17 protein-coding genes are annotated in these 21168 nt (G+C 72.9%); 9 read left to right on the forward strand and 8 right to left on the reverse strand.

Annotated elements, in window-relative coordinates:
- The first annotated feature begins 492 nt into the window (after positions 1-492).
- The 3 genes from lnt (at position 493) to fxsA (ending at position 3954) form a co-directional block, all read left to right on the forward strand.
- Entirely contained in the window at positions 493-2280 is a 1788-nt protein-coding gene (gene lnt / locus ACH4S9_RS34600) for an apolipoprotein N-acyltransferase (protein ID WP_398375509.1), read from the forward strand.
- A gap of 274 nt (positions 2281-2554) precedes the next feature.
- Entirely contained in the window at positions 2555-3325 is a 771-nt protein-coding gene (locus ACH4S9_RS34605) for a polyprenol monophosphomannose synthase (protein ID WP_352134926.1), read from the forward strand.
- 80 nt (positions 3326-3405) lie between these two features.
- Positions 3406-3954 carry an FxsA family membrane protein gene (gene fxsA, locus ACH4S9_RS34610; RefSeq protein ID WP_358847482.1) on the forward strand — a complete coding sequence of 183 codons (549 nt, stop codon included), beginning with the start codon at positions 3406-3408 and terminating at the stop codon, positions 3952-3954.
- Positions 3955-4090: 136 nt separating this feature from the next.
- Here fxsA and ACH4S9_RS34615 read toward each other — a convergent pair whose 3' ends face one another.
- Both ACH4S9_RS34615 and ACH4S9_RS34620 read right to left on the reverse strand, forming a co-directional pair.
- A complete protein-coding gene (locus tag ACH4S9_RS34615) occupies positions 4091-4465 on the reverse strand; it encodes an RNA polymerase-binding protein RbpA (protein WP_065966324.1) in 375 nt (124 codons plus the stop codon).
- Between the two features lie 256 nt (positions 4466-4721).
- Positions 4722-5336 carry a YitT family protein gene (locus ACH4S9_RS34620; RefSeq protein ID WP_385346424.1) on the reverse strand — a complete coding sequence of 205 codons (615 nt, stop codon included), beginning with the start codon at positions 5334-5336 and terminating at the stop codon, positions 4722-4724.
- A gap of 240 nt (positions 5337-5576) precedes the next feature.
- On the opposite strand from ACH4S9_RS34620, the gene ACH4S9_RS34625 reads away from it, so the two are divergent.
- The gene (locus tag ACH4S9_RS34625) at positions 5577-7097 is read left to right on the forward strand and encodes a PLP-dependent aminotransferase family protein (RefSeq protein ID WP_385346400.1); all 1521 of its coding nucleotides are present in this window, start codon (positions 5577-5579) and stop codon (positions 7095-7097) included.
- Here ACH4S9_RS34625 and ACH4S9_RS34630 read toward each other — a convergent pair.
- Together ACH4S9_RS34630 and ACH4S9_RS34635 are read right to left on the reverse strand one after the other, a co-directional pair.
- Positions 7085-8830, reverse strand: a complete 1746-nt coding sequence (locus tag ACH4S9_RS34630; RefSeq protein ID WP_398375511.1) for a hypothetical protein — start codon at positions 8828-8830, stop codon at positions 7085-7087. The genes ACH4S9_RS34625 and ACH4S9_RS34630 overlap by 13 nt on opposite strands.
- A gap of 1 nt (position 8831) precedes the next feature.
- A complete protein-coding gene (locus tag ACH4S9_RS34635) occupies positions 8832-9026 on the reverse strand; it encodes a hypothetical protein (protein WP_311725888.1) in 195 nt (64 codons plus the stop codon).
- Positions 9027-9178: 152 nt separating this feature from the next.
- On the opposite strand from ACH4S9_RS34635, the gene ACH4S9_RS34640 reads away from it, so the two are divergent.
- The 5 genes from ACH4S9_RS34640 to ACH4S9_RS34660 all read left to right on the forward strand — a co-directional run bounded on the left by ACH4S9_RS34640 (position 9179) and on the right by ACH4S9_RS34660 (position 14397).
- Positions 9179-9595: an ankyrin repeat domain-containing protein gene (locus ACH4S9_RS34640; protein ID WP_398375512.1), complete on the forward strand. Its 417-nt coding sequence runs from the start codon at positions 9179-9181 to the stop codon at positions 9593-9595.
- Positions 9596-9804: 209 nt separating this feature from the next.
- Positions 9805-10650, forward strand: a complete 846-nt coding sequence (locus ACH4S9_RS34645; protein WP_358847484.1) for a glycoside hydrolase family 16 protein — start codon at positions 9805-9807, stop codon at positions 10648-10650.
- A gap of 152 nt (positions 10651-10802) precedes the next feature.
- Positions 10803-11630: a MerR family transcriptional regulator gene (locus tag ACH4S9_RS34650; protein ID WP_385346395.1), complete on the forward strand. Its 828-nt coding sequence runs from the start codon at positions 10803-10805 to the stop codon at positions 11628-11630.
- A gap of 57 nt (positions 11631-11687) precedes the next feature.
- Positions 11688-13913, forward strand: a complete 2226-nt coding sequence (locus ACH4S9_RS34655; RefSeq protein ID WP_398375514.1) for a hypothetical protein — start codon at positions 11688-11690, stop codon at positions 13911-13913.
- Positions 13914-13941: 28 nt separating this feature from the next.
- Positions 13942-14397 (forward strand): peroxiredoxin, encoded by a 456-nt coding sequence (locus ACH4S9_RS34660; protein ID WP_311730657.1) that lies wholly within the window; start codon positions 13942-13944, stop codon positions 14395-14397.
- A 141-nt stretch (positions 14398-14538) separates the two neighbouring features.
- Here the strand turns inward: ACH4S9_RS34660 and ACH4S9_RS34665 are convergent, their stop codons facing one another.
- The 4 genes from ACH4S9_RS34665 to ACH4S9_RS34680 form a co-directional block, all read right to left on the reverse strand.
- Positions 14539-17454, reverse strand: a complete 2916-nt coding sequence (locus tag ACH4S9_RS34665; protein ID WP_398375515.1) for a glycoside hydrolase family 2 TIM barrel-domain containing protein — start codon at positions 17452-17454, stop codon at positions 14539-14541.
- A 202-nt stretch (positions 17455-17656) separates the two neighbouring features.
- Positions 17657-18868 carry an ROK family transcriptional regulator gene (locus ACH4S9_RS34670; RefSeq protein ID WP_311730659.1) on the reverse strand — a complete coding sequence of 404 codons (1212 nt, stop codon included), beginning with the start codon at positions 18866-18868 and terminating at the stop codon, positions 17657-17659.
- 256 nt (positions 18869-19124) lie between these two features.
- Positions 19125-20711: a penicillin-binding transpeptidase domain-containing protein gene (locus ACH4S9_RS34675; protein WP_398375518.1), complete on the reverse strand. Its 1587-nt coding sequence runs from the start codon at positions 20709-20711 to the stop codon at positions 19125-19127.
- 206 nt (positions 20712-20917) lie between these two features.
- Complete coding sequence (locus ACH4S9_RS34680) at positions 20918-21109, reverse strand: hypothetical protein (RefSeq protein ID WP_311730661.1); 192 nt, start codon at positions 21107-21109, stop codon at positions 20918-20920.
- Between the last annotated feature and the right edge of the window lie 59 nt (positions 21110-21168).

Below are 21168 nucleotides of genomic sequence, written 5' to 3' on the forward strand. Positions count from 1 at the left end.
ACTGACCTGCTCATTTGAGGAAACAACGCAGGTCGTGCCGGTGTTGACAGGGTGTGGTCGGCGGCCGGTAGGTTCGGCCGAGTCCACCACAGGACGTCCGACCGGGGAATCTCCACGCAGTCGTCGAACGCCGCTGGGCCATGGGGTGGCGCGCCGGACCGGGCGCCGCCGCTGGGAGCCAGGTCCAGCGCACGGGGGCGAGGGAGGGACCACCGGGTCGGCAGGTGCGACCCGGGAGGGGCCCGGACGCTCAGTAGACAACGGCTCTCGGTCGACTCGCAGCCAGCGGGTCCCAGGCCGGCCCGAAGGGCGCCGGGCCCCGAATCCGCACCCCTTACAGCCTCCTGGCGTCTTCCTTGCGCCCGGGTGGCGCGTTCATGACGCCCGCGGGAACCGCGCTGCCCGCCTGAGCGTTCCGGACCTCAGGACACATCTTCGAGCCCCGCGTTATACGGTCACCTCACCACAGCACGATTTGCAGGAAGGCAGCACGTGCATTCGGGTACCGAAACCAACGCCGAGGCCGGCCCCGGGGGCGCGGCCGAGGACCGACCGGGGGAGCAGCCGGAGACCGCCGCCGCGGCTCCCGCGGGCACCTCCGGGGTCCCGGCGCGCGATGCCGAGGCCCGGGCCACGGCACGCCCCGAGCGCGGCCGTCCTGAAGCGAGCCGTCCTGAAGCGAGCGGTCCTGAAGAGGGCCGCCCCGGCCGGGTGCGTCGGCTGGCCCGGCTCGCCCGCCGCGAGGCGCCCCGCAGCGCCGTCGCGGCCGTGTGCGGGCTCGCCCTCGGCCTCGCCTTCCCGCCGTACGGGCTGTGGCCGCTGTCCGTGGTCTCCGTGGCCGCCCTGAGCCTGCTCACCCACGGCCGTACGGCCCGCCAGGGCGCCTGGACGGGCTTCGCCATGGCGCTGCCGTTCTTCGTGCTCCTGCTCAAGTGGCTGCACGTGGTCGGCTGGGACGCCACGGTCGGCCTCTCGGTCCTTCAGGCGCTCTACTTCCTCCCGCTGGGCGCGGGGCTCGCCCTGATCTCCCGGCTCCCGCTGCCCTGGCTGCGGCCCCTGTGGGCGGCCTGTCTGTGGATCGCCGAGGAGTGGGCCCGCGGACGGGTGCCCTTCGGCGGCTTCACCTGGGGCCGGCTGGCCTTCGCCAACACCGGGTCGCCCTACACCCCGCTCGCCGCGCTCGGCGGGGCGCCGCTGGTCAGCTTTGCCGTGGCCCTGACGGGCACGCTGCTGGCCGCCGCGGCCCTGGCCCTGTACGCCCTGCGCGGCGGCGCCCCGCGGCCGCGCGCCGCGCTGGTGGCCGGCGGGTCGGTCGCGGTGGCCGCGGCCGTGACGGTGGCCGGGTTCGCGGTGCCGATCCCCACCGCCGCCGACGACTCCGTGGACATCGCGATTGTCCAGGGCAATGTGCAGCAGCCCGGCATGGACTTCCTGGGCCGCCCCATGAAGATCCTCAACAACCATGTCGACGCCACTCTCGATCTGGCCAAGGACGTCAAGGCGGGCCGGATCAAAAAGCCGGACCTGGTGATCTGGCCGGAAAACGCCTCCGATCTCGACCCCTTCGAGTATCGGGAGGCGTACGCCCGGATCGACGAGGCGGTGAAGGCCATCAATGTGCCCGTCCTCGTCGGCGCCCTGGTCGACCACCCCACCAAGCCGGGGTATGTGCTGAACCAGGGCATCGTCTGGGACCCCAGGAGCGGCCCCGGCGCCTCGTACACCAAGCAGCACCCGGTGCCCTTCGGCGAGTACGTCCCGTTCCGCGAGCAGCTGTCCAAGGTCATCACCCGCTTCAAGCGGGTCCCGCGCGACTTCTACCCCGGTGACCACACCGGGGTGCTGAAGGTCGGCCCGGCCCGGCTGGGCGATGTGATCTGCTTCGAGGTCGCGTACGACGGGATCGTCCGTGACACGGTCAACGCGGGCGCCCGCATGATCGTCGTGCAGACCAACAACGCCACGTACGGCCGGACCGGCCAGCCCGAACAGCAGCTGGCCATGTCCCGGCTGCGGGCCATCGAGCACGGCCGCGCGGTGGTCACCGCGGCCACCAGCGGCATCAGCGCGGTCGTCGCCCCCGATGGCACGATCGAGCAGCGGACGAAAGAATTCACACAAGACGTGCTCACCGCGCGCATCCCGCTGCGCGATGGCACCACTGTCGCCGACCGCGTCGGTGCGACCCCCGAGTGGGTGCTCGCTATGGTGGGCGTTCTCTCCTGCGCGGCTGCGATCATGATCGGCCGTCGGGGACGTACGGACGAGAAAGGGCAGTAGAACCGTGAGCGACGCACGCGAGGCCGACGAGCCGCGCCAGACCTCGGACGCCGCAGATTCGCCTCGCGGGCGGAGAAGCGAACAAGATGGCGCCGTGAGCGACGCACGCGAGGCCGACGAGCCGCGCCAGACCTCGGACGCCGCAGATTCGCCTCGCGGGCGGAGAAGCGAACAAGACGGTGCCGTGAGCGACGCACGCGAGGCCGACGAGCCGCGCCAGACCTCGGACGCCGCGGATTCGCCTCGCGGGCGGAGCGGTCAGAAGGACGACGCCGTGACCGACGGCGGCGGGCGGCGGAAGTACGGTCCGCTCGGCAAGGTTCTGGTGATCATTCCGACCTATAACGAGGCGGAGAACATCAGGCCGATCGTCGCCCGTGTACGGGAATCCGTGCCCGAGGCGCATGTGCTCGTCGCCGACGACAACAGCCCGGACGGCACCGGCAAGGTCGCGGACGAGATCGCGGTCGAGGACGAGCACGTCCATGTGCTGCACCGCCAGGGCAAGGAGGGCCTGGGCGCCGCCTATCTGGCCGGGTTCCGCTGGGGCATCGAGCACGACTACGGCGTGCTGGTCGAGATGGACGCCGACGGCTCGCACCAGCCGGAGGAGCTGCCTCGGCTGCTGACCGCGCTCAAGGGCGCCGACCTGGTGATCGGTTCGCGCTGGGTGCCGGGAGGCCGCATCGTCAACTGGCCCAAGCGGCGGGAGTACCTCTCGCGCGGCGCCAGCACCTACTCCCGGATCCTGCTGGATGTGCCGATCCGCGATGTGACGGCGGGCTTCCGCGCCTTCCGCAAGGAGACCCTGGAGGGCCTCGGCATGGACGCCGTCGCCTCCCAGGGCTACTGCTTCCAGATCGACATGGCCTGGCGCGCGGTCAAGGCGGGCTTCCATGTCATCGAGGTCCCGGTGACGTTCGTCGAACGGGAGCGGGGCGACAGCAAGATGAGCCGTGACATCGTCACCGAGGCGTTCTGGCGGGTCGCCACCTGGGGCGTGAGCTCGCGGGCGAACAAGCTGCTGGGGCGCGACCCCTCGTAGCCGGGCGGTCCGCGACGGATTCCGCAGAGATCTTCGGCCCCGGGGCCCGGCTTCGCGGCCGGGCCGGGCACACTGGGAGCATGATGACCGGCCCGTCGCCACAGACCGACCCGACCCGCCCCAAGCGTTCGCGCACCCGCACCTTCCTGCCGCTGGGGATCGCGGCCTGGCTGGTGCTCGAGATCTGGCTGCTGACCGTGGTGGCGGAGGCCGCCGGCGGGTTCACGGTGTTTCTGCTGTTGCTCGCCGGTGTGGTGGTCGGGGCGGCCGTGATCAAGCGCGCCGGCCGCCGGGCCTGGCAGAACCTCTCGCGGTCCATGCAGCCGGGCGCCGCGCCGCAGGATCCGGCGGCGGGTTCGGGGGGCAGCAGCTTCACGATGCTCGGCGGGCTGCTGCTGATGATGCCGGGCCTGATCTCGGACGTGGCCGCGCTGGTGTGTCTGTTCCCGCCCACGCGCGCGCTGCTGCGCAAGCGCGCGGAGGCGATGCTCAGCCGCCGGGTCGGTTATGTCCCGGGGCCGATGGGCGGCGGCTTCGGGCAGGACCGGATGCGCCGCCCCGAGGGCAAGGTCATCCAGGGCGAGGTCATACGGGACGACGAGGACCCGCACTCGGCGAGCAGGGACTGACCGGCCGGCCGGTCCCGGTCGGCCGCGCAGGGCCCACCGGGCCCCTGAGGGGTCGACAAGGGCCGGGGCCACTGCTCGGCAGTGGCCCCGGCCCTTGATGTTGTCGCTGCTGTTGTTTGTCGGTACTGCCTTGTGATCAAGCAGACTTACGGGTGTCGCGCGGATGCACGGCGATGTTCATGGCGCCCGATCGCAGCACGGCCAGCCGCTCGGCCAGCACCTCCTCGAGCTCCTCGCGTGTGCGCCGCTCCATGAGCATGTCCCAGTGTGTGCGCGCGGGCTTGCCCTTCTTCTCCTCAGGACCGTCGCCATCCACCAGGAGTGCCACGGCGCCACAGGCCTTGCACTCCCACTCCGGCGGGATCTCCGCCTCCACCGAGAACGGCATCTCGAATCGATGTCCGTTCTGGCATGCGTACTCCACCGCCTGGCGCGGGGCCAGATCGATGCCGCGGTCGGTCTCGTAGCTGGTCACCACGAGTCGCGTGCCGCGAAGAGCTCGCTCACTCATGAATCGTGCCTCCCGGGCTTGTCGCCCACAGGACAGGTGTCGCTGTCGTCGTCATCCGGTCAACGTCCGGTCGGCGGTGAAGATTCCCGTGCTGGGACATGCGTCGCCCGTCGTGCCGCCCCGTTGTTCTACCCACAGGCGCCCGGTTTGTCACATCTGGCAGCAGATGTCACCCAGCGTTTCTAGTGCTTTAGCGCGCAGTAACGGTCCGCCTTGTGGGCCGAGGGCGTACACTACCCCTCCGCACCCGCGAGGGCTAAATCCGGTCATGAATCGGATTCTGTGTTGTCGGTGTTGTCTGCGTTGTTCCTGTTTCGCCCTGCGCGACGACCGGTGACTGCTCGCCTTCGGGCGAGGGAAGCGCGAAGAACCGCAGGAAATACTGCGCGAGCGGCCCTATGGACAGCGCGTACACCACGGTGCCGACCCCCACGGATCCGCCCAGCGCGAACCCCACCGCCAGCACCGTCACCTCGATCGCGGTCCGCACCAGCCGCACCGAGCGGCCGGTGCGCCGGTGCAGCCCGGTCATCAGTCCGTCCCGCGGGCCGGGCCCGAAGCGCGCCGAGATGTAGAGGCCGGTCGCGACGCCGTTGAGCACCACGGAGAACACCAGCAGGGGGATCCTCAGCGCCAGGGCGTGAAGCTCCGGAATCAGCCACAGTGTGAGATCCACCACCAGGCCGATCACCACCACATTGGACACCGTGCCAAGGCCGGGGCGCTGCCGCAGCGGAATCCACAGCAGCAGCACGGCGGCGCCGACCACGATGGTCACCGTGCCGAAGGACAGCGGGGTGCGCTCGGTGATGCCCTGGTGGAACACGTCCCAGGGGTCGAGTCCCAGCGCGGCGCGCAGCTGGAGCGCCATGCTCACGCCGTACAGCACGAGTCCGGCGTAGAGGTGGACCAGGCGACGGGTGAGCCGGCGGCCGGGGGAGGGGACTGTCGAGGACTTGGAGGGCCGCGGCGACCCGAACAAAGCGGACAAAAATTGCTCCTTGGAGCTGAAGTGGCCTGGCCGGTGGAGGCAGTGGACTGTCGCATGTCACTCTGTAGCCCGGTACCAGGCCAGTTCAATGGCCAATTCCTGAAAGGTGGACCGCAGCTGATGAGTCCGTGGACATCCGCGGTGGGAGCACCCCAGCTGGCCCGTCTGCTCGGGCCGGAGCACACCCGCGACGCCGAGGCCGCGGCCGTCGTCTCGGTGACCGGCGGCCGGCGCGTGCCCGCCTACCGCTCCCTCGCCGACCGCGTACGGCTGCTCGTGCTCGAGGGCCGGGTCCCGGTCGCGGCGCGGCTGCCCGCCGAGCGCGAGCTGGCGACGGCCCTGGGGGTCAGCCGGACCACCGTGGCCGCCGCCTACGAGGCGCTGCGCCACGAGGGCTTTCTGGAGTCCCGGCGCGGATCCGGCAGCTGGACCGCGATGCCCGCCGGGAGCCCGCTGCCCACCCGCGGTCTCGACCCGCTGCCGCCGGAGCTCGCGCGCTCCGTGATCGACCTGGGCTGTGCGGCCCTGCCCGCCCCCGAGCCCTGGCTGACCCGTGCCATGCGCGGCGCCCTGGAGGAGCTCCCGCCGTACGCCCTCACCCACGGCGACTACCCCGCCGGGCTGCCCGCGCTCCGTCAGGCGATCGCGGACCGCTACACCGCCCGCGGCATACCGACCATGCCCGAGCAGATCATGGTGACCACCGGGGCCATGGGCGCCGTGGCCGCCATCTGCCGGCTGGTCGTCCGCCACGGCGAGCGGGTCGCCGTCGAGTCGCCCTCGTACGCGAACATCCTCCAGCTCCTGCGCGAGGCCGGCACCCGGCTGGTCCCCGTGGCCATGGCCCCCGGGCTCGCGGGCTGGGACCTGGCGGCCTGGCGGCAGACGCTGCGCGAGGCCGCGCCGAGCATGGCCTATGTCGTCGCCGACTTCCACAACCCCATCGGCGCGCTGGCCACCGACGAGCAGCGCCGGCAGCTCGTGGACGCGGCGCGCTCGGCCGGGACCGTGCTCGTCGTCGACGAGACCATGGCCGAGCTGCACCTGGACGACGAGGTGGAGCCGCCCCGGCCGGTCTCCGCGTTCGACCCCGGCGGCAGCACCGTGGTCACCGTCGGCTCGGCGAGCAAGTCCTTCTGGGGCGGGCTGCGCATCGGCTGGGTGCGCGCCGCCCCCGACGTCATCCGCAGACTGGTCGCCGCCCGCGCCTACGCGGACATGGGCACCCCGGTCGTCGAACAGCTCGCCGTGGGCTGGCTGCTGGCCACCGGCGGCTGGGACGAGGCGACCGAGCTGCGCCGCGCGCAGGCGCGGGAGAACCGCGACGCGCTCGTCGCCGCCGTCCGGCGCCACCTGCCCGACTGGGAGTTCGCGGTGCCGCATGGCGGGCTCACGCTGTGGGTCCGCACCGGCGGGCTGTCCGGGTCGCGCATCGCGGAGGCGGGCGAGCGGCTCGGGGTGCGGGTCCCCTCCGGGCCCCGCTTCGGGGTCGACGGCGCCTTCGAGGGGTATGTGCGGCTTCCGTTCACGGTCGGCGGCGCGGTCGCGGAGAAGGCGGCCGCCCGCCTCGCGGCCGCGGTGGACCTGGTCACGAGCGGCGCCGTGGTCGAGTCCCAGGTCCCGCGCGGCTACGTGGCCTGAACCGGCAGCGGCTCCTCGCCGTCCGCACGCTCGCCGGCGGGCCGGATCGCCTTCGCCTTCGCCATGTCGACCCGCCCCGGCGCCTCGACCCGTTCTGATGCCTCCGGTGGGGCCTGGGGCGCGGCCTCCTGCGGCGCCTCCGGTTCCGGCAGCAGCCCGAGCACCGTCTGCCGCTGCTCCTCGGTCGTCGCCTCGTCGTACGGATCGGGGGTGGCCGGCACCTGGAGCCGGTGCACCGGGCCCGCGCCGAGCCGTGCGTAGCCGCGGCCCGGGGGCACCTCGGGCGTCGGCGTGGTGTGCGGCGGCGCGCCGAGCACGGCGCGGATCTGCTCGGCGGAGGCGGGCCCCAGCACGACCCGGGCCCGGGTGTGGGTCCGCACGGCCTCGTCGAGCGCGTCCGCGACGTCGAGGTGGTCGGCCACCACCACCCGCACCTGGGCCGCCCGCCCGTGCCGCAGCGGCACCTGGAGCAGCTCCTGCGGATCGCGGCGGCCCTCGGCCGCGGCGAGATGGCTGAGCACGGTCGGCCGGTCGAGGATCAGCCACAGCGGGCGGAGGATGTCCCGCGGCGGCGGGTGGCCCAGCTGGCGGGCGCGGTTCGCCGCGATCAGCCGCCGCTCCGTCTCGTGCGCCGCCCACTCCAGCGTGGCCAGCGTCCCGGCGAGCCCGCACTCGATGCCCAGCACCCCGGCCCGGCCGCCCAGGAACGCGTACTCGCTGGTGCCGCTGCCGTCGACCACCAGCACCTGACCGTGGCACAGCGCCTGGAGCGCGAGGGATCGCAGCAGGGTCGTGGTGCCGCTCCCGGGCGCGCCGAGCGCCAGCAGATGCGGCTCGGTCGACCGCGGCCCGGTGCGCCACACCACCGGCGGGGCGTCCCGGCGGACCTCGTCCGCCGGGTCGTCGGCCGACTCCGTGACGGGCAGCGTGCGCTGCACCGAGGAGGCGTCGGTGAAGCCGAGCACGGTCTCGCCTGGCGTGGTCACGAAGCGCTGTGCGCCGATCGCGGTGGACAGGGCGGGCAGCACGGTCAGCGTCAGGTGGTTGGCCTCCTCGTCCCACTCGAAGAAGTACTCCCGGCCGCGCCCCGACTTGGCGTACAGCAGCTGCTCGACGCGGGCGCGGGCCTCCGCGTCGCCGTCGGCGAAGTACGCGGGGTAGCGCAGCCTCAGCCGGGTCGGCCGGCCGTTCTCGTCGAACTCGAAGGAGTCGAAGGCGCCGGCCCAGTCCCCGCCGTGCGCGTACAGCGGGCTGGGGTCCTCGGGCGCCGAGAAGTACGGCACCAGGGCCTCGTACAGGATCCGCAGACGCTCCTGGCCGGCCTCGCCGGGCCCCTGATCCCGCACCGGGCCCTTCCGCCCGGCCCAGAACGCCGCCCCCATCAGGCCCACGGCCGACAGCGTCGGGCCGTACGGCAGGAGGGCGATGCCCAGCACGCAGGTGGCCGAAAGAAAGAGCGCGGGCCCGCGGCGCTCCTTCGGGGTCTGCGCCCATCTGCGCCGGCCGCCGGCGGCCAAGGCGCGCAGCCCGCGGCAGAGCGCGATCAGCGGGTGCAGCACATCGGCGGCGCCGTCACCGGCGGCCCGGGCGAACCCGCGGACCCGGGCGGCGCCGGTGAGCAGGGGAAATCCCCGGCCCTGGCCGAGCCCGAGCCCGCCGGCGCGGACGCGGGCCCGGGCCCGGGCGAGCGGGCCGCCGCCGGTGAGGACTCGGGGGAGCGGTTGCCTGCGCACGTCAGAACTTGATCCCGCCCAGCAGGTTGGCCAGGCTGGTGCCGCCGGCCTTGATGCTCGGGGCGATCGCGGTGCTCGCGAGGTAGAAGCCGAAAAGGGCGCAGATGACGGCGTGCGTCGCCTTGAGGCCGTCCTTGCGGAAGAACACGAAGACGACGACACCGAGCAGTAGGACGCCGGAAATGGACAGGATCATCACGGTCTCCTGGCTGATGGGGGACGGTCACCATGAGTACTTCCAGGATTACTTCAGGTACCCACTCGGCAAAAGGTGCAAATGGGTGGATTATCGGTGTATTCACTGGTCTGGACGCGGTCGGCGTCCTGTGAAGCCGGAGGCGAGGCGTCATGAGCGACCAGAACCGCGAGGCCGAGCCGGCCCACGACCCGGAGGTGCTGCAGCTCGCCGCCAAGGTCTTCGACCTGGCCCGGCGCGGTGACACCGACACGCTCGCCGCCTATGTGGACGCGGGTGTCCCGGCCAACCTGACCAACGACAAGGGGGACTCGCTCCTCATGCTCGCGGCCTGCCACGGGCACGCCGCGACCGTCTCCGCCCTGTTGCGCCGCGGCGCCGACCCCAACCGCCCCAGCGGGCGCGGCCAGACGCCGATCGCGGGCGCCGCGTCCAAAGGTGAGGAGGAGGTGCTCCGGGTGCTGCTCGCCCATGGCGCCGATCCGCGGGCGGGCTCACCCTCGGCGGTCGAGGCGGCGCGCATGTCCGGGCGGCGGGATCTGCTCGCGCTGTTCGGCGTGGCCGAGTGAGCCGAAGGCCCGGGGTCTGCCCGCCCCTGTTCGTTCGACTTCTGTCCGTGTGAGGCGTCGCGGACGCCGTAACGTCTCGAATTCTTTGAAGCGAATGGTCCAGACTATTGACATGCCTTGAACAAGGCTCGGCATGATGTCCTCACCGCGCACCCTTCCCGACGGGCCACCGCACGCGCCCGCCCCCCACACAGGAAGGCCATCGCTTCATGAGGAAAACCCTGCGCATCGCCATGACCGGCCTGCTCACGGCGGCCGCCCTCGCGGCCGCCCCCTGGCCGGCCCCCGCCGCCGAGGCCCGCCCGGCGGCCGTCGCCGCCACCTTCACCGACAACTTCGACGGGCCGGCGGGCGGCGCCGTCGACGGCTCCAAATGGGGCTACGAGACGGGCGACAACGTCAACAACCACGAGCGCCAGTACTACACGGACGGCACCAAGAACGCCGCGCTCGACGGTCAGGGCAACCTGGTGATCACCGCCCGCAAGGAGAACCCGGCCAACTACAACTGCTGGTACGGCCGGTGCGAGTACACCTCCGCCCGGCTCTCCACCGCACGCACCTTCACCTCCACATACGGCCATGTCGAGGCCCGCATCAAGGTGCCCCGGGGGCAGGGCATGTGGCCGGCCTTCTGGATGCTCGGCAGTGACATCGGCAGCGCCGGATGGCCCAACTGCGGCGAGATCGACGTCATGGAGAACGTCGGCTACGAGCCCAGCACCGTGCACGGCACCATCCACGGCCCCGGCTACTCCGGCTCGGGCGGCATAGGCGCCGGCTACACCCTGCCGAACGGGCAGAAGTTCGCCGACGGCTTCCACACCTTCGCGGTCGACTGGTCGCCCAACAAGATCACCTGGTCCGTGGACGGCAATGTCTACCAGACCCGCACCCCGGCCGATCTGAACGGCAACCGCTGGGTGTTCGACCACTCCTTCTACCTCATCCTCAACCTCGCGGTCGGCGGCTACTGGCCCGGCGACCCGGACGGCTCGACCACCTTCCCGCAGCAGCTGGTGGTCGACTACGTCAAGGTCACCGGCGGCAACTGACGCCCCAGGGACACGGTGACGCGGTGACGTCGGCGCCCGGCCACGGCCGGGCGCCGACGCCTTTCCGACGCCCTTCCGCGGAGAGCCGACGGAACCTCCGCCTCCGTACGCTTGACCCTCTCACCGTGTGAGGCCCTGGACTGGAAGGCGTCATGTTCAGCATCGGAGAGTTCGCCAAGCACGGACGGGTGTCGGTCCGCATGTTGCGTCACTACGACGCCATCGGGCTGCTGCGCCCCGTCCACACCGACCCGGCCAGCGGGTACCGCCACTACGAAGCCGGGCAGCTCGCCCGGCTCAACCGCGTCATCGCGCTCAAGGACCTGGGCTTCACACTCCAGCAGGTCAAAGCGCTCCTCGACGACGACATCGGCACCGAGGAGCTGCGCGGGATGCTGCGGCTGCGCCGCATGGAGCTGGAATCGGCCGTCGCGGAGGCGGCGGCCCGGCTGGCCCAGGTGGAGGCGAGGCTCCGGACCATTGAGAACGAGGGACGCATGCCCACCGAAGACATTGTGATCAAGAGCCTGCCGCCGCTCCGCCTGGCCGAGCTGACCGCCACCGCGGCGAGCTTCGAGCCGGGGGAGATCGGCCCCGCCGTCGGCCCGCTGTTCGGCCGGCTGTGCGCTCTGCTGGACGCCGCGGGGGTGACTCCCACGGGCCCCGGGCTCGCCTACTACGAGGACGCGCCGGAGGGCGGCGGGGCGATCACCGTGCACGCCGGGTTTCCGGTCGGCGCCCAGGTGAGCGCGGGGGAGGAGGTCCGGATCGTCCAACTGCCCGGCGTCGAGCGCGCCGCCACCGTCGTGCACCGGGGCCCCATGGACGACGTGGTGCCCACCGCCCAGGCGCTGGGGCGGTGGATCGACGCCAACGGCTACCGCTCGGCGGGATACCCGCGCGAAGTCTCCCTCCACTGCCCCGATGACCGCGCCCAGTGGGTGACCGAGCTTCAGGAGCCGATCGTCCAGACCGGCTGAGGCCCCGGTCCGGAGGCCCGGTCGGACCGGGCCTCCGGACATGCCAAGATCGCAGGCATGACGGCACAGCACGCACCGGAAACGATCCTCGCCGGGCTGGACGACGAGGTCTGGCCCGCCATCGGCTTCTCCCGCGGCACCGCCGCCGACCCCGCCGGGACGCTGCGCTCCCTGGTCTCGGCGGACGACGAGAATGTCCGCGAGGACGCGCTCGGGTCCTTCTGGGGGGCGCTGCGCTCCCGCGTCCCCGCCTACCCCGCGACCGCGCAGGTCGTCCCGTACCTGGCCCGGGCCTGCGCGGCCGGGATCCACCAGGAGGCGCTGCTCGAGCTCCTGCACAGCGTCGCACGCGGCGAGGACCAGCCCCGCAACGACCAGGACGAACTCACGGCCGCCGTCGCCGCGCAGGTGCCGCTGCTGCTGCCCCTCCTCGCGCACGACGACCAGGACATCAAGCGCTGGCTGATCCGCATCGTCCTGCGCTCCGGCCGGTCCCCCGAGACCGCAGAGGCGATACGGGCCCGCTGGGCGGAGGAGTCCGATCCCGCGCTGTGCTCCGCCCTGCTGTCGGCCTGCCGCATCGCCGGCCCGGACGTCGCGGCGGAGATCGCCGCGGGCGAGCTCGGCCCCGACCGGGACCCCGAGATCCGGCTGGTGGCCGCCCTCAACCTGGTGCGCGACGGGGCCTCCTGGACGGACGAGCTGGAGGCCGCCGCCATCACTTGGGCGCGGCAGGGCAGCGAGGCCGAGCCGGTCGAGCGGTGGTTCGACATGGACTCCGTCGACTGGAAGGACACCGACCCCGACGACCAGTCCTTCGAGCTGCTGCTCCAGCTGCTCGCCGACCGCGGAGAGCTCCCCGTGGCCCTCCGTCTGCTGGACGCCGTCCTGGCAGCCGAGGGCCCCGGCGCCGGTACGCGCGGCCGCCGGGCGCTGGCCGCCATCGAGCCGCTGTGCGTCCAGTTCCGTGCCGCCCCGGCGCTGCTGGCCCCGCGCCTGGCGTCCCTGGTGACGCATCAGGACCTGGTCGTGGCCGGGACGGCCATCGAGCAGCTGCGGCGCCTGGGCGAGGAGGGCCGCCCCGCCGCAGACGCGCTGCTGACCCACGCCTCGGGCGAGCGGGTCGCCGAGGCGGAGGACGAGTTCGACGCCGAGGACGCCGATGAAGTGGCCGACAACGCCCTCGCGGCGCTCGTCGACCTGGGCGACCCCAGGGCCGTGCCGCTGCTCGCCCGCGATCTGCCGCACCGCAAGGAGGCCCTGGAGACCGCCGCCGGCATCTCGCCCTCGAGCCGCCACGACAAGCCGTCGGTGCCCTTCGACCCCCGGCTCCTGGACGCCGCCCGCGACCTGATCCGCCATCCGGACAGCCGGAACTACAGCGCGCCCTGGTATCTGTGCACCCTGCTGGCGTCCTGGGGACCACAGGCGGCCCCTGCCCTCCCGGAGCTGTACACCCTGCTGCCCAAGGAGCGCCAGTACGCCCCGGACGCGGTGGCCGCCGCCGCGGCGGGCACCGAGGCCGCTGCCGAGGCAGCGGACCGGCTGCGCGAGGCAGCCGAGGACGCCTCCGTCTACGACCGCATGCCCGCCGCCGAGGCCCTGCACCGGCTCACCGGCGACATCGCGCAGTTGGTCGAGGCGATCCGCCCCGGCCTCGACGACATCCTCTACAGTCAGCGCGACGCGATGGACCGGGCCGGGCGGCTCGGGCCGGCCGGCGAGCCGCTGCTGCCCCGACTGCGGGAGCTGCTGGTGCCCGGCGAGGAGTGGGGCCTGGACGACTGTCTGACGGCCGCGTCCGCCGTCAGGGCGATCGCCGGCGAGTCGGCGGCGGACGAGCTGATCCCGGTCCTGGCCCAGGGCCTGGAGAGCCAGTACCCCGTGATCCGGGCGTCGGCGGTCGGCGTGGCCTCCCGGCTGGGCGCGGGCGCCGCGCCCCTGGCCGAGCGGATCGCGCCGCTGCTGGAGTCCCTGAAGACCTTCCTGCCCGCCGCGCGCGCCCTGCTGGCCATCCCCGGGGCCGTGGGGCCCGAAGGGGTGGTCGACCGCGAGGAGCTGACCGAGGCCCTGCTCGCGGCCGTCGACTCCGCCCGTGACCCCGGGACGGCGATCGACCTGCTGCGCGACCTCGGCGGCGGCAGCCTCCCCGCCGCCGTCGTGGACCGGCTGCGTGAGTCGCTGACCGCCGAACGCCGCCCGCCCCTGAGCGGGTTCGACCTTCACCGGGTCAGCACCGACCGACAGCGCAGGGCCGCCCTGCGGGCCGCCCTGGGCGAGTAGCTTTCCGGCCGCCGAGTAGCCTCGCTCCATGGATATCGGTGATGTCGTCGAGGACTTCGAACTGCCGGACGAGACCGGCGCCGCCCGCACACTGAGCGGGCTGCTCGAGAACGGCCCCGTGGTGCTGTTCTTCTATCCCGCGGCCTTCACCCCCGGCTGCACGAAAGAGGCCTGTCACTTCCGGGACATCGCGGGGGAGTTCAAGGCGCTCGGCGCCCAGCCGGTCGGGGTGAGCGCGGACTCGGTGGACAAGCAGGCGGAGTTCGCCCGTACGCACTCCTTCGGCTATCCGCTGCTGTCCGATCCGGAGGGGACCGTACGGGAGCGGTTCGGGGTCAGGCGTGGCATCTCGGCCGTCCCCACCAAGCGGGTCACCTTCGTGATCGACACCGACCGGCGGGTGCTGGAGATCGTCAAGAGCGAGTTCCGGATGAGCGTGCACGCGGACAAGGCGCTCGAGGCGCTGCGGAACAGGGCGGCGTAACGGGACGTGGACAGACGCCCAGGGGGCGCGCGGGTGATGACCCGCGCGCCCCCTGCGCATGTGCCCGACGCCGGGGAAACCACGTGCCGGCACGGTGCGCGGCGCCGCGTGACCCCCTCCGTCGTGCGGCGCCGGCCCCTCCTAGATGCTCGAGAAGGTGAAGGAGAACTCCGCGGGCGCGGCGTCGAGGCGGTACTGCGGGAGCACCCCGGGCCCGCACGACTGGCTGCCGATGCCCTGCTGGCCGTGGTCGAGGTTGACCCACACCGTGTCCGCCGAGGGGGACAGGTCCGGCGTGTGCTCGGCCGCGTCCAGCTGCTCCGTCGTCCAGCGCCGCGCCGTGAACCAGAACGGCGGCGCGCCCTCGACCGCGATCCCGGCCCCGTCCTCGCCGGTCAGCCGCGCCCAGCGGACGTCGGCGCGGGCGCCGTTCTCCTGCGGCCGGACGTACGGCGTCTGCATGTCGTCGACCGACAGCGCCCACCGGCCGATCCGGGAGGCGGCGTGGGTGTCCGGGTACGCCTCGCCGGGGCCGCCGCCGAACCACTCGGCCCGGCCCAGCGACGCGGGGACGCCGAGCCGTACGCCCAGGCGCGGCAGCGGGCAGGTCCACTCGCCCAGCGGGGTGACGGAGACGTTCAGGCGCAGCCGGTCCGCGTCGGCGGTCCAGCGGTAGACGGCCTCGAAGCCGACGTCGGTGGCCGCGGGGGCGACGCGGGTGCGCACGGTCAGCGCGTCGTCCGCCGACTCCACCGCGTCGACGCGGTGGTGGAGCCGGTGCAGGCCGAGCTGACGCCAGATCAGGCCGTAGCGCTCGTCGGGCTGCCAGGACGCGCCGTTGTCGTTGTCGGTGGGCGCGCGCCACAGGTCGAGCCGGGGCCCGGTGACCGCGAGGCCCCCCAGGGAGACCAGCGCGCCGGTGGCCGGGTCGAAGCTGCCCGGGCCCAGCACGATCGCGCCGTCCTCGCGGCGCGGCGCGAGCGCGGCTTCCGCGACAGCGGTTCCCGTGGTGGGTGAGGTGGCCGGGATCTGCCCCCACGCCACCTCGTGGCCCGCCTCCGCCCACGCGGTGTCGGCCGCGAGTCGCGCCCGTACGGTCCACAGCGCCTCGCCGCCGGCGTCCGCCGCCGGCCGGTCGGGCAGCTTGAGGTCGGCGAACTCGCCCGGGGCCAGCGGCGGAACCGCCAGCTCGCCGCTCTCGAACGCCATCCCCTCGACCTCGTAGGCCCAGGAGAACGCCAGGTGGGAGAGGTCGGCGAAGTCGTGGGTGTTGGTCACCCGGACCGTGCCCGCCGCGCCGTCGCCCTCGATCCGGACCGGTTCGATGACCTTCTTGTACTCGATCAGACCGGGGGACGGGGTGCGGTCGGGGAAGATCAGGCCGTCGCAGACGAAGTTGCCGTCGTGCAGCTCCTCGCCGAAGTCCCCGCCGTACCCGTAGAAGAGCTCGCCCTCGGCGGTGCGCTTGGCGATGCCGTGGTCGATCCACTCCCAGACGAAGCCGCCCTGGCAGCGCTCGTGCGCCTCGAACAGGCGCTGGTAGTCGCTGAGTCCGCCCGGCCCGTTGCCCATGGCGTGCGCGTACTCGCAGAGGACGAAGGGGAGCCCGCGGCGCTTGGCGTCCAGCTCGGCGTCCGCCCAGGGGGCCTCGGTCCGCTGCCCGATCTGGCCGACCTCCTCGTGCGAGGCGTACATCCGCGAGTAGACGTCCGTGTCGGCGCAGGACATGTCGCCCTCGTAGTGGATCACGCGCGAGGGGTCGCGCTCGCGGATCCAGTCGGCCATGGCGGTCAGCCCGCGGCCGGTGCCGCACTCGTTGCCCAGCGACCACATCACCACCGACGCGTGGTTCTTGTCGCGCTCGACCATCCGGCGGGCCCGGTCCACCAGCGCCGGGGTCCAGCGGTCGTCGTCGACCGGATTGCCGCGCCAGCCGAGGTCGACGAAGCCGTGGGTCTCCAGGTCGCACTCGTCGATCACCCACAGGCCCAGCTCGTCGCACAGGTCGAGGAGGGCGGGGTGCGGCGGGTAGTGGCTGGTGCGTACGGCGTTGATGTTGTGCCGCTTCATCAGCACCAGGTCCTGGCGCATGGTGTCCAGGTCCACCGTGCGGCCGGTCTCGGGGTGGAACTCATGCCGGTTGACCCCGCGGAACAGCACCCGCTTGCCGTTGACCTTGATCACGCCGTCCTCGACGACGACCGTACGGAAGCCCACCCGCAGCGCCACCCGCTCGCCGCCGGTGGCGAGCGTGGCGTCGTACAGCCGCGGGGTCTCGGCCGTCCACGGCTCGACGGCCACGGTCGCGCTCTCGCCGGTGGCCAGGTCGAGGCCCAGCTCCGGCACGGTGACCCGGCCGCCGGGCTCGGCGTCGACCCGCAGCGTGCCCTCGCCCGAGGCGTGGTCGTACGATGCGTGCACGAAGAAGTCGGTGACCGCGTCGGCGGGACGGTGCTCCAGGGTCACCTCGCGGAAGATCCCGGGCAGCCACCACTGGTCCTGGTCCTCCAGGTAACTGCCCGAGGACCACTGGTGGACACGCACGGCCAGCACATTGCCGCGCGGTCGCAGCAGCTCGCCCACCGCGAACTCGTGCGGCAGCCGGCTGCCCTTGAAGACGCCCAGCTCCTGCCCGTTCAGCCAGACCCGGGCGCAGGACTCCACACCCTCGAACCGCAGCACGGCCCCGCCCTCGGCGGGCCAGTCCTCGGGCAGGTCGAAGACGCGGCGGTGGTCGCCGGTCGGGTTCTCGTTCGGCACGCGGGGCGGGTCGACCGGGAACGGGTACAGCACATTGGTGTAGATGGGCGCGCCATGGCCCTGGAGTACCCAGTGGCCCGGCACGGCGAGCGTGCCCCAGCCGGAGGCGTCGTAGTCGGGGCGGGCGAAGGACTCGTCCTCGGCGGTGGCGGTCGGCGACAGCCGGAAGGCCCAGTCGCCGCCCAGGCTCAGCCGCGCGGCGTCGGACCCGGGGGCCCAGGCGCGGGGCGGCAGCCCTCCGCTGCCCGGGGACACGTCCTCGTAGTACGGCAGTTGGGCGTCGGGGGTGGTGCTCATCGGTCTCCTCGGTCTGCGGTGAGGGATCTGCGTGGGAGGGGATCGGTCGGCGCGCGCCCCAGAGGCCCGAGCGCGCGTCGGCCCGAGCGCTTGGCCCGGGCCGCCAGCACGGGACGTTAACGAGGGGCGAGAGACTTTTGCAAGGGGTTGGACGAAGTCTGTTGCAAGCGCTTGCCGAGGTGTGGGGGGTGGGGTGCGGGCGTCAGGACGTGCGGAGGTGCTTCGACCGCATGGCCGCCAGCGAGCTCTCCAGGGCGAACGTCGCGGCCCCGAGGCTCACGGGGTTGGACGGGATCGGGCACAGCACGATCTCGACGCTCTCGAACGGGCGGCGCAGCGCGCGCCGCGCCACCGCCTCGCGCACCTCGGCCAGCAGCGGCTCACCCAGCGCGGCCGCCACCCAGCTGCTGAGCACGATCACCTCCGGGTTGAGCAGATTGACCAGATCGGCCAGGGCCGCCCCGAGATAGCGGGCGGTCTCCCGGACCACCTGAACGGCCACCGGATCGCCGTCGGCCAGCGCCCGGCCGAGCGCCTCGATGGTGGCGGTCTGGTCGTCCGGGCGCAGCAGCGGGCTGCCGGGGCTCAGCTCGCGCAGGGTGCGCATGATGGCGGGGGCGCCCACGTATGTCTCCACGCACCCGTGGTTGCCGCAGTGGCACGGCCGACCGTCCAGGACCAGGGTGGTGTGCCCCCACTCGCCCGCGCTGTTGGTCACCCCCCGGTGCAGCGCGCCGCCCAGCGCGAGCCCGGCCCCCACGCCCGTACCCAGGTTGACCACCACCGCGTCACCGCGCCCGCGCGCCGCGCCGAACCACTGCTCGGCGACGGTGCTGGCGCGCAGCGGGTTGTCGAGGTGGAGCGGGTAGGGGAGGTGTTCGGCCAGCAGGCCCAGCAGCGGGACGTCGTGCCAGTTCCAGTTGGCGGCGTAGACGGACACCCCGCCCTCGCGGTCCACCTGCCCCGGCATGCTGACCCCGACCCCCAGCACCCGGTCCGCCGCCACCGCCGACCGCTCCACGACACCGGCCACCGCGGCGGCGATGCGCTCCACGAGCCGCGCCGCGTCCCGCTCGTCCGGGCGCAGCTCCTCGTCGGCGCGGGCCAGCACGGTCAGGGCCAGGTCGAACAGCTCGACATGAACATAGGTCTCGGCCACGTCCACCCCGATCAGCGCGCCGCCGGAGGCGTTGACGGCGACCAGACCGCGCGGCCGGCCGCCGTCCGAGTCCTCGAAACCGACCTCCACCAGCATGCCGAAGTCCAGCAGCTCGCCCACGAGAGTGGCCACCGTGGCCAGGCTCAGGCCGGTCGCGGCGGCCAGCTGCTGCCGGGAGACGGGGGATTCGGCGATGATGTGGCGCAGCACGTCATAGCGGTTCGCGGTGCGGATGTCGCGGGACGTGCGCTTCAACGCCGGGTCCTCCGTGCTCGGTGGTGCGGCCCGTATGACGCGGCGCCACATTAGGCCGCGCGCCGCATCAGGACAACCCCTTCGCGCAACCCCTGTACGAAGCGTCGGCCCCGGCCGGGTGGCCTTTCCCCTACCCGCCCCTTCCCGAACCGGGGGCAAGCCCCCAGACCCCCGGGACGCCCTGCGGGCGTGTCCTCAAGCGCCGGACGGGCTGGCTGTGCTTGCCCTCGTGGGGAAAGGCCCGCCGCAGGCGCCGTCAGCCGTGGGACGCGAGGACGTCCCGGACGACCGGGCCCGCCGCGTCGCCACCGTGGCCGCCCTGCGTTACCACGGCCGCCGCCGCCATGTCGTTCCGGTACGCCGTGAACCACGCGTTCGTGGTCGGCTGCCCGTCGATCTCGGCGGAGCCCGTCTTCGCCCCGACGTCCCCGGTGAGCCCGGCCATCGCGCGGGCCGCCGTGCCGCTCGTGGCGGTGAGCCGCATCATGCTCTTGAGCTGCTGGACCGCCGCCGGGCTCAGACTGCGCTCCGCTGTCGCCTTCTTCTCGCTGATCAGGGACCGCGGTACGATGACCGGCTGCCGGAACGTGCCGGTTTGGGCGGTGGCCGCAACCGAGGCCACGGTGAGCGGATTCATCTGCACCTTGCCCTGCCCGATCAGCGCGGCGGCCTTGTCGTCCCCGCCGCCCGTCGGGACCGAGCCGTCGAAGGTCTCCACCCCCACATGCCAGGAGAGCCCGATCCCGAACACTTCCCGCGCCTCGTCCGCGACGGCGCCGTCGGACAGATCGCCGGCCAGCGAGACGAAGGCGGTGTTGCAGGAGGCGGCGAAGTCCTGCGCGAAGGTGGCGGCCGGATTCTCGCTGTCCTCGACGTTGTGGAAGGTCATGCCCTGCTGGTACGAGATCGTCTTGGGGCAGGGCACCGCCCGGCCCGGCGTGACCTCACCGGACTCCAGCAGCGCCGCCGATGTGACGATCTTGAACGTCGACCCGGGCGCGGTGGCGCCCTGGAAGGCCGGATTGAACTCCGTACGGTCGGAGTTGGCCACCGCGAGCACCTCGCCCGTGCTGGGCTTGAGCGCGACCACCGAGGCGCCCGTGCGCTTCGCGACCGCCTCCTCGGCGCGGCTCTGCACCCGCGCGTCGAGCGTGGTGTGCAGGGTGCCCCGCTTGCCCTTGGACACCACATGGAGCGTGGTCGCGGGCTTGCCGCTCGCGCCCGCCGCCCACACCTCGATCCGGCCGCTGGCCCCCGTGGCGGCGCCGTATCTCTTGCGGAGTTGGGTCAGCACCGGGCCGAGTGAGGGGTAGTGGTCCTCCGTCAGCTCCTGGCCGTCGCGGTCCACCACCTTGACCGACACCGTCTCGGCGAGGCCCGTCCGCAGGGCCGGGCGCTCGGCCGTCAGCTTCGGGTGCAGCACGGCGGGTGTCCAGTCGACGAGCGGGCGGCCGGTCGTCCTGCCGCGCACCACCGTCAGCTCCGAGGCATAGGTCCAGGTGGAGCGGGTGCCCTGGTATGAGATGTCGGCCGTGACGTCGAACGGCACCTGAGTGCCCTGCGCCCGGCCCGCCTTGAGTGTCAGCTTCGACACATGGCCGTCCTTGCGGTAGCCGCTCAGCGCGGCCACGGCGGACGCGGCGTCGTTGGTGAGCTGCGAGGCCCGTAGATCGTTCCGGTCCGCCCAGGCGGCGAGGAAGTCATGGGCGGTCGTCCGCACTTCGGACGCGGTCACCGGGCCGTCGTGGCCCGGACTTTCGTTGCCCCCGGTGAGCCCGGTGTACAGGTTGTACGCGCCGAGGCCCGCGACGCCCACGACCGCGACGGCTGTCACACCGAGCATGACTCTTCCCGCTGTGCGCATGGCGTGGTCATTCCCCCCATGATCCCCCGTGATGAGTTGGCGCCCTGCCGCTCCACCCCCGCGTCAAGCGGCAGGGCGCACAACGAGTTCACAACCTATGGACGGTGATGCTCCATCACAAGGGGTACTTCAGGCCACTAGCGCAGGGCGTGACCCGCGACACGCTCCCGGCGCGCCGCAGCGGCTCACGCCGCCTGCCCGACCTCTCCCCGCAGCGCCCGGGTGTAGTCCTTCAGCAACCGACCGTATTCGGCCCGCTCCTGGGGGCCCAGCGCCCGGCCGGCGCGCGCGAGCAGAAACACCCGGATCGCCTCGTTCGCCTGGTCGGTCGAGGTGGTGAGTAAAGCGGGTTCGTGGTGAGTAGGAGTCGGACGCATGGGGATCAGAGTACGGGCAGCCACTGACAACGGCACCGGTGCAAACCGCTCAAGAGTGC

The organism is Streptomyces sp. NPDC021225 (assembly GCF_044332865.1).
Lineage (GTDB): Bacteria > Actinomycetota > Actinomycetes > Streptomycetales > Streptomycetaceae > Streptomyces.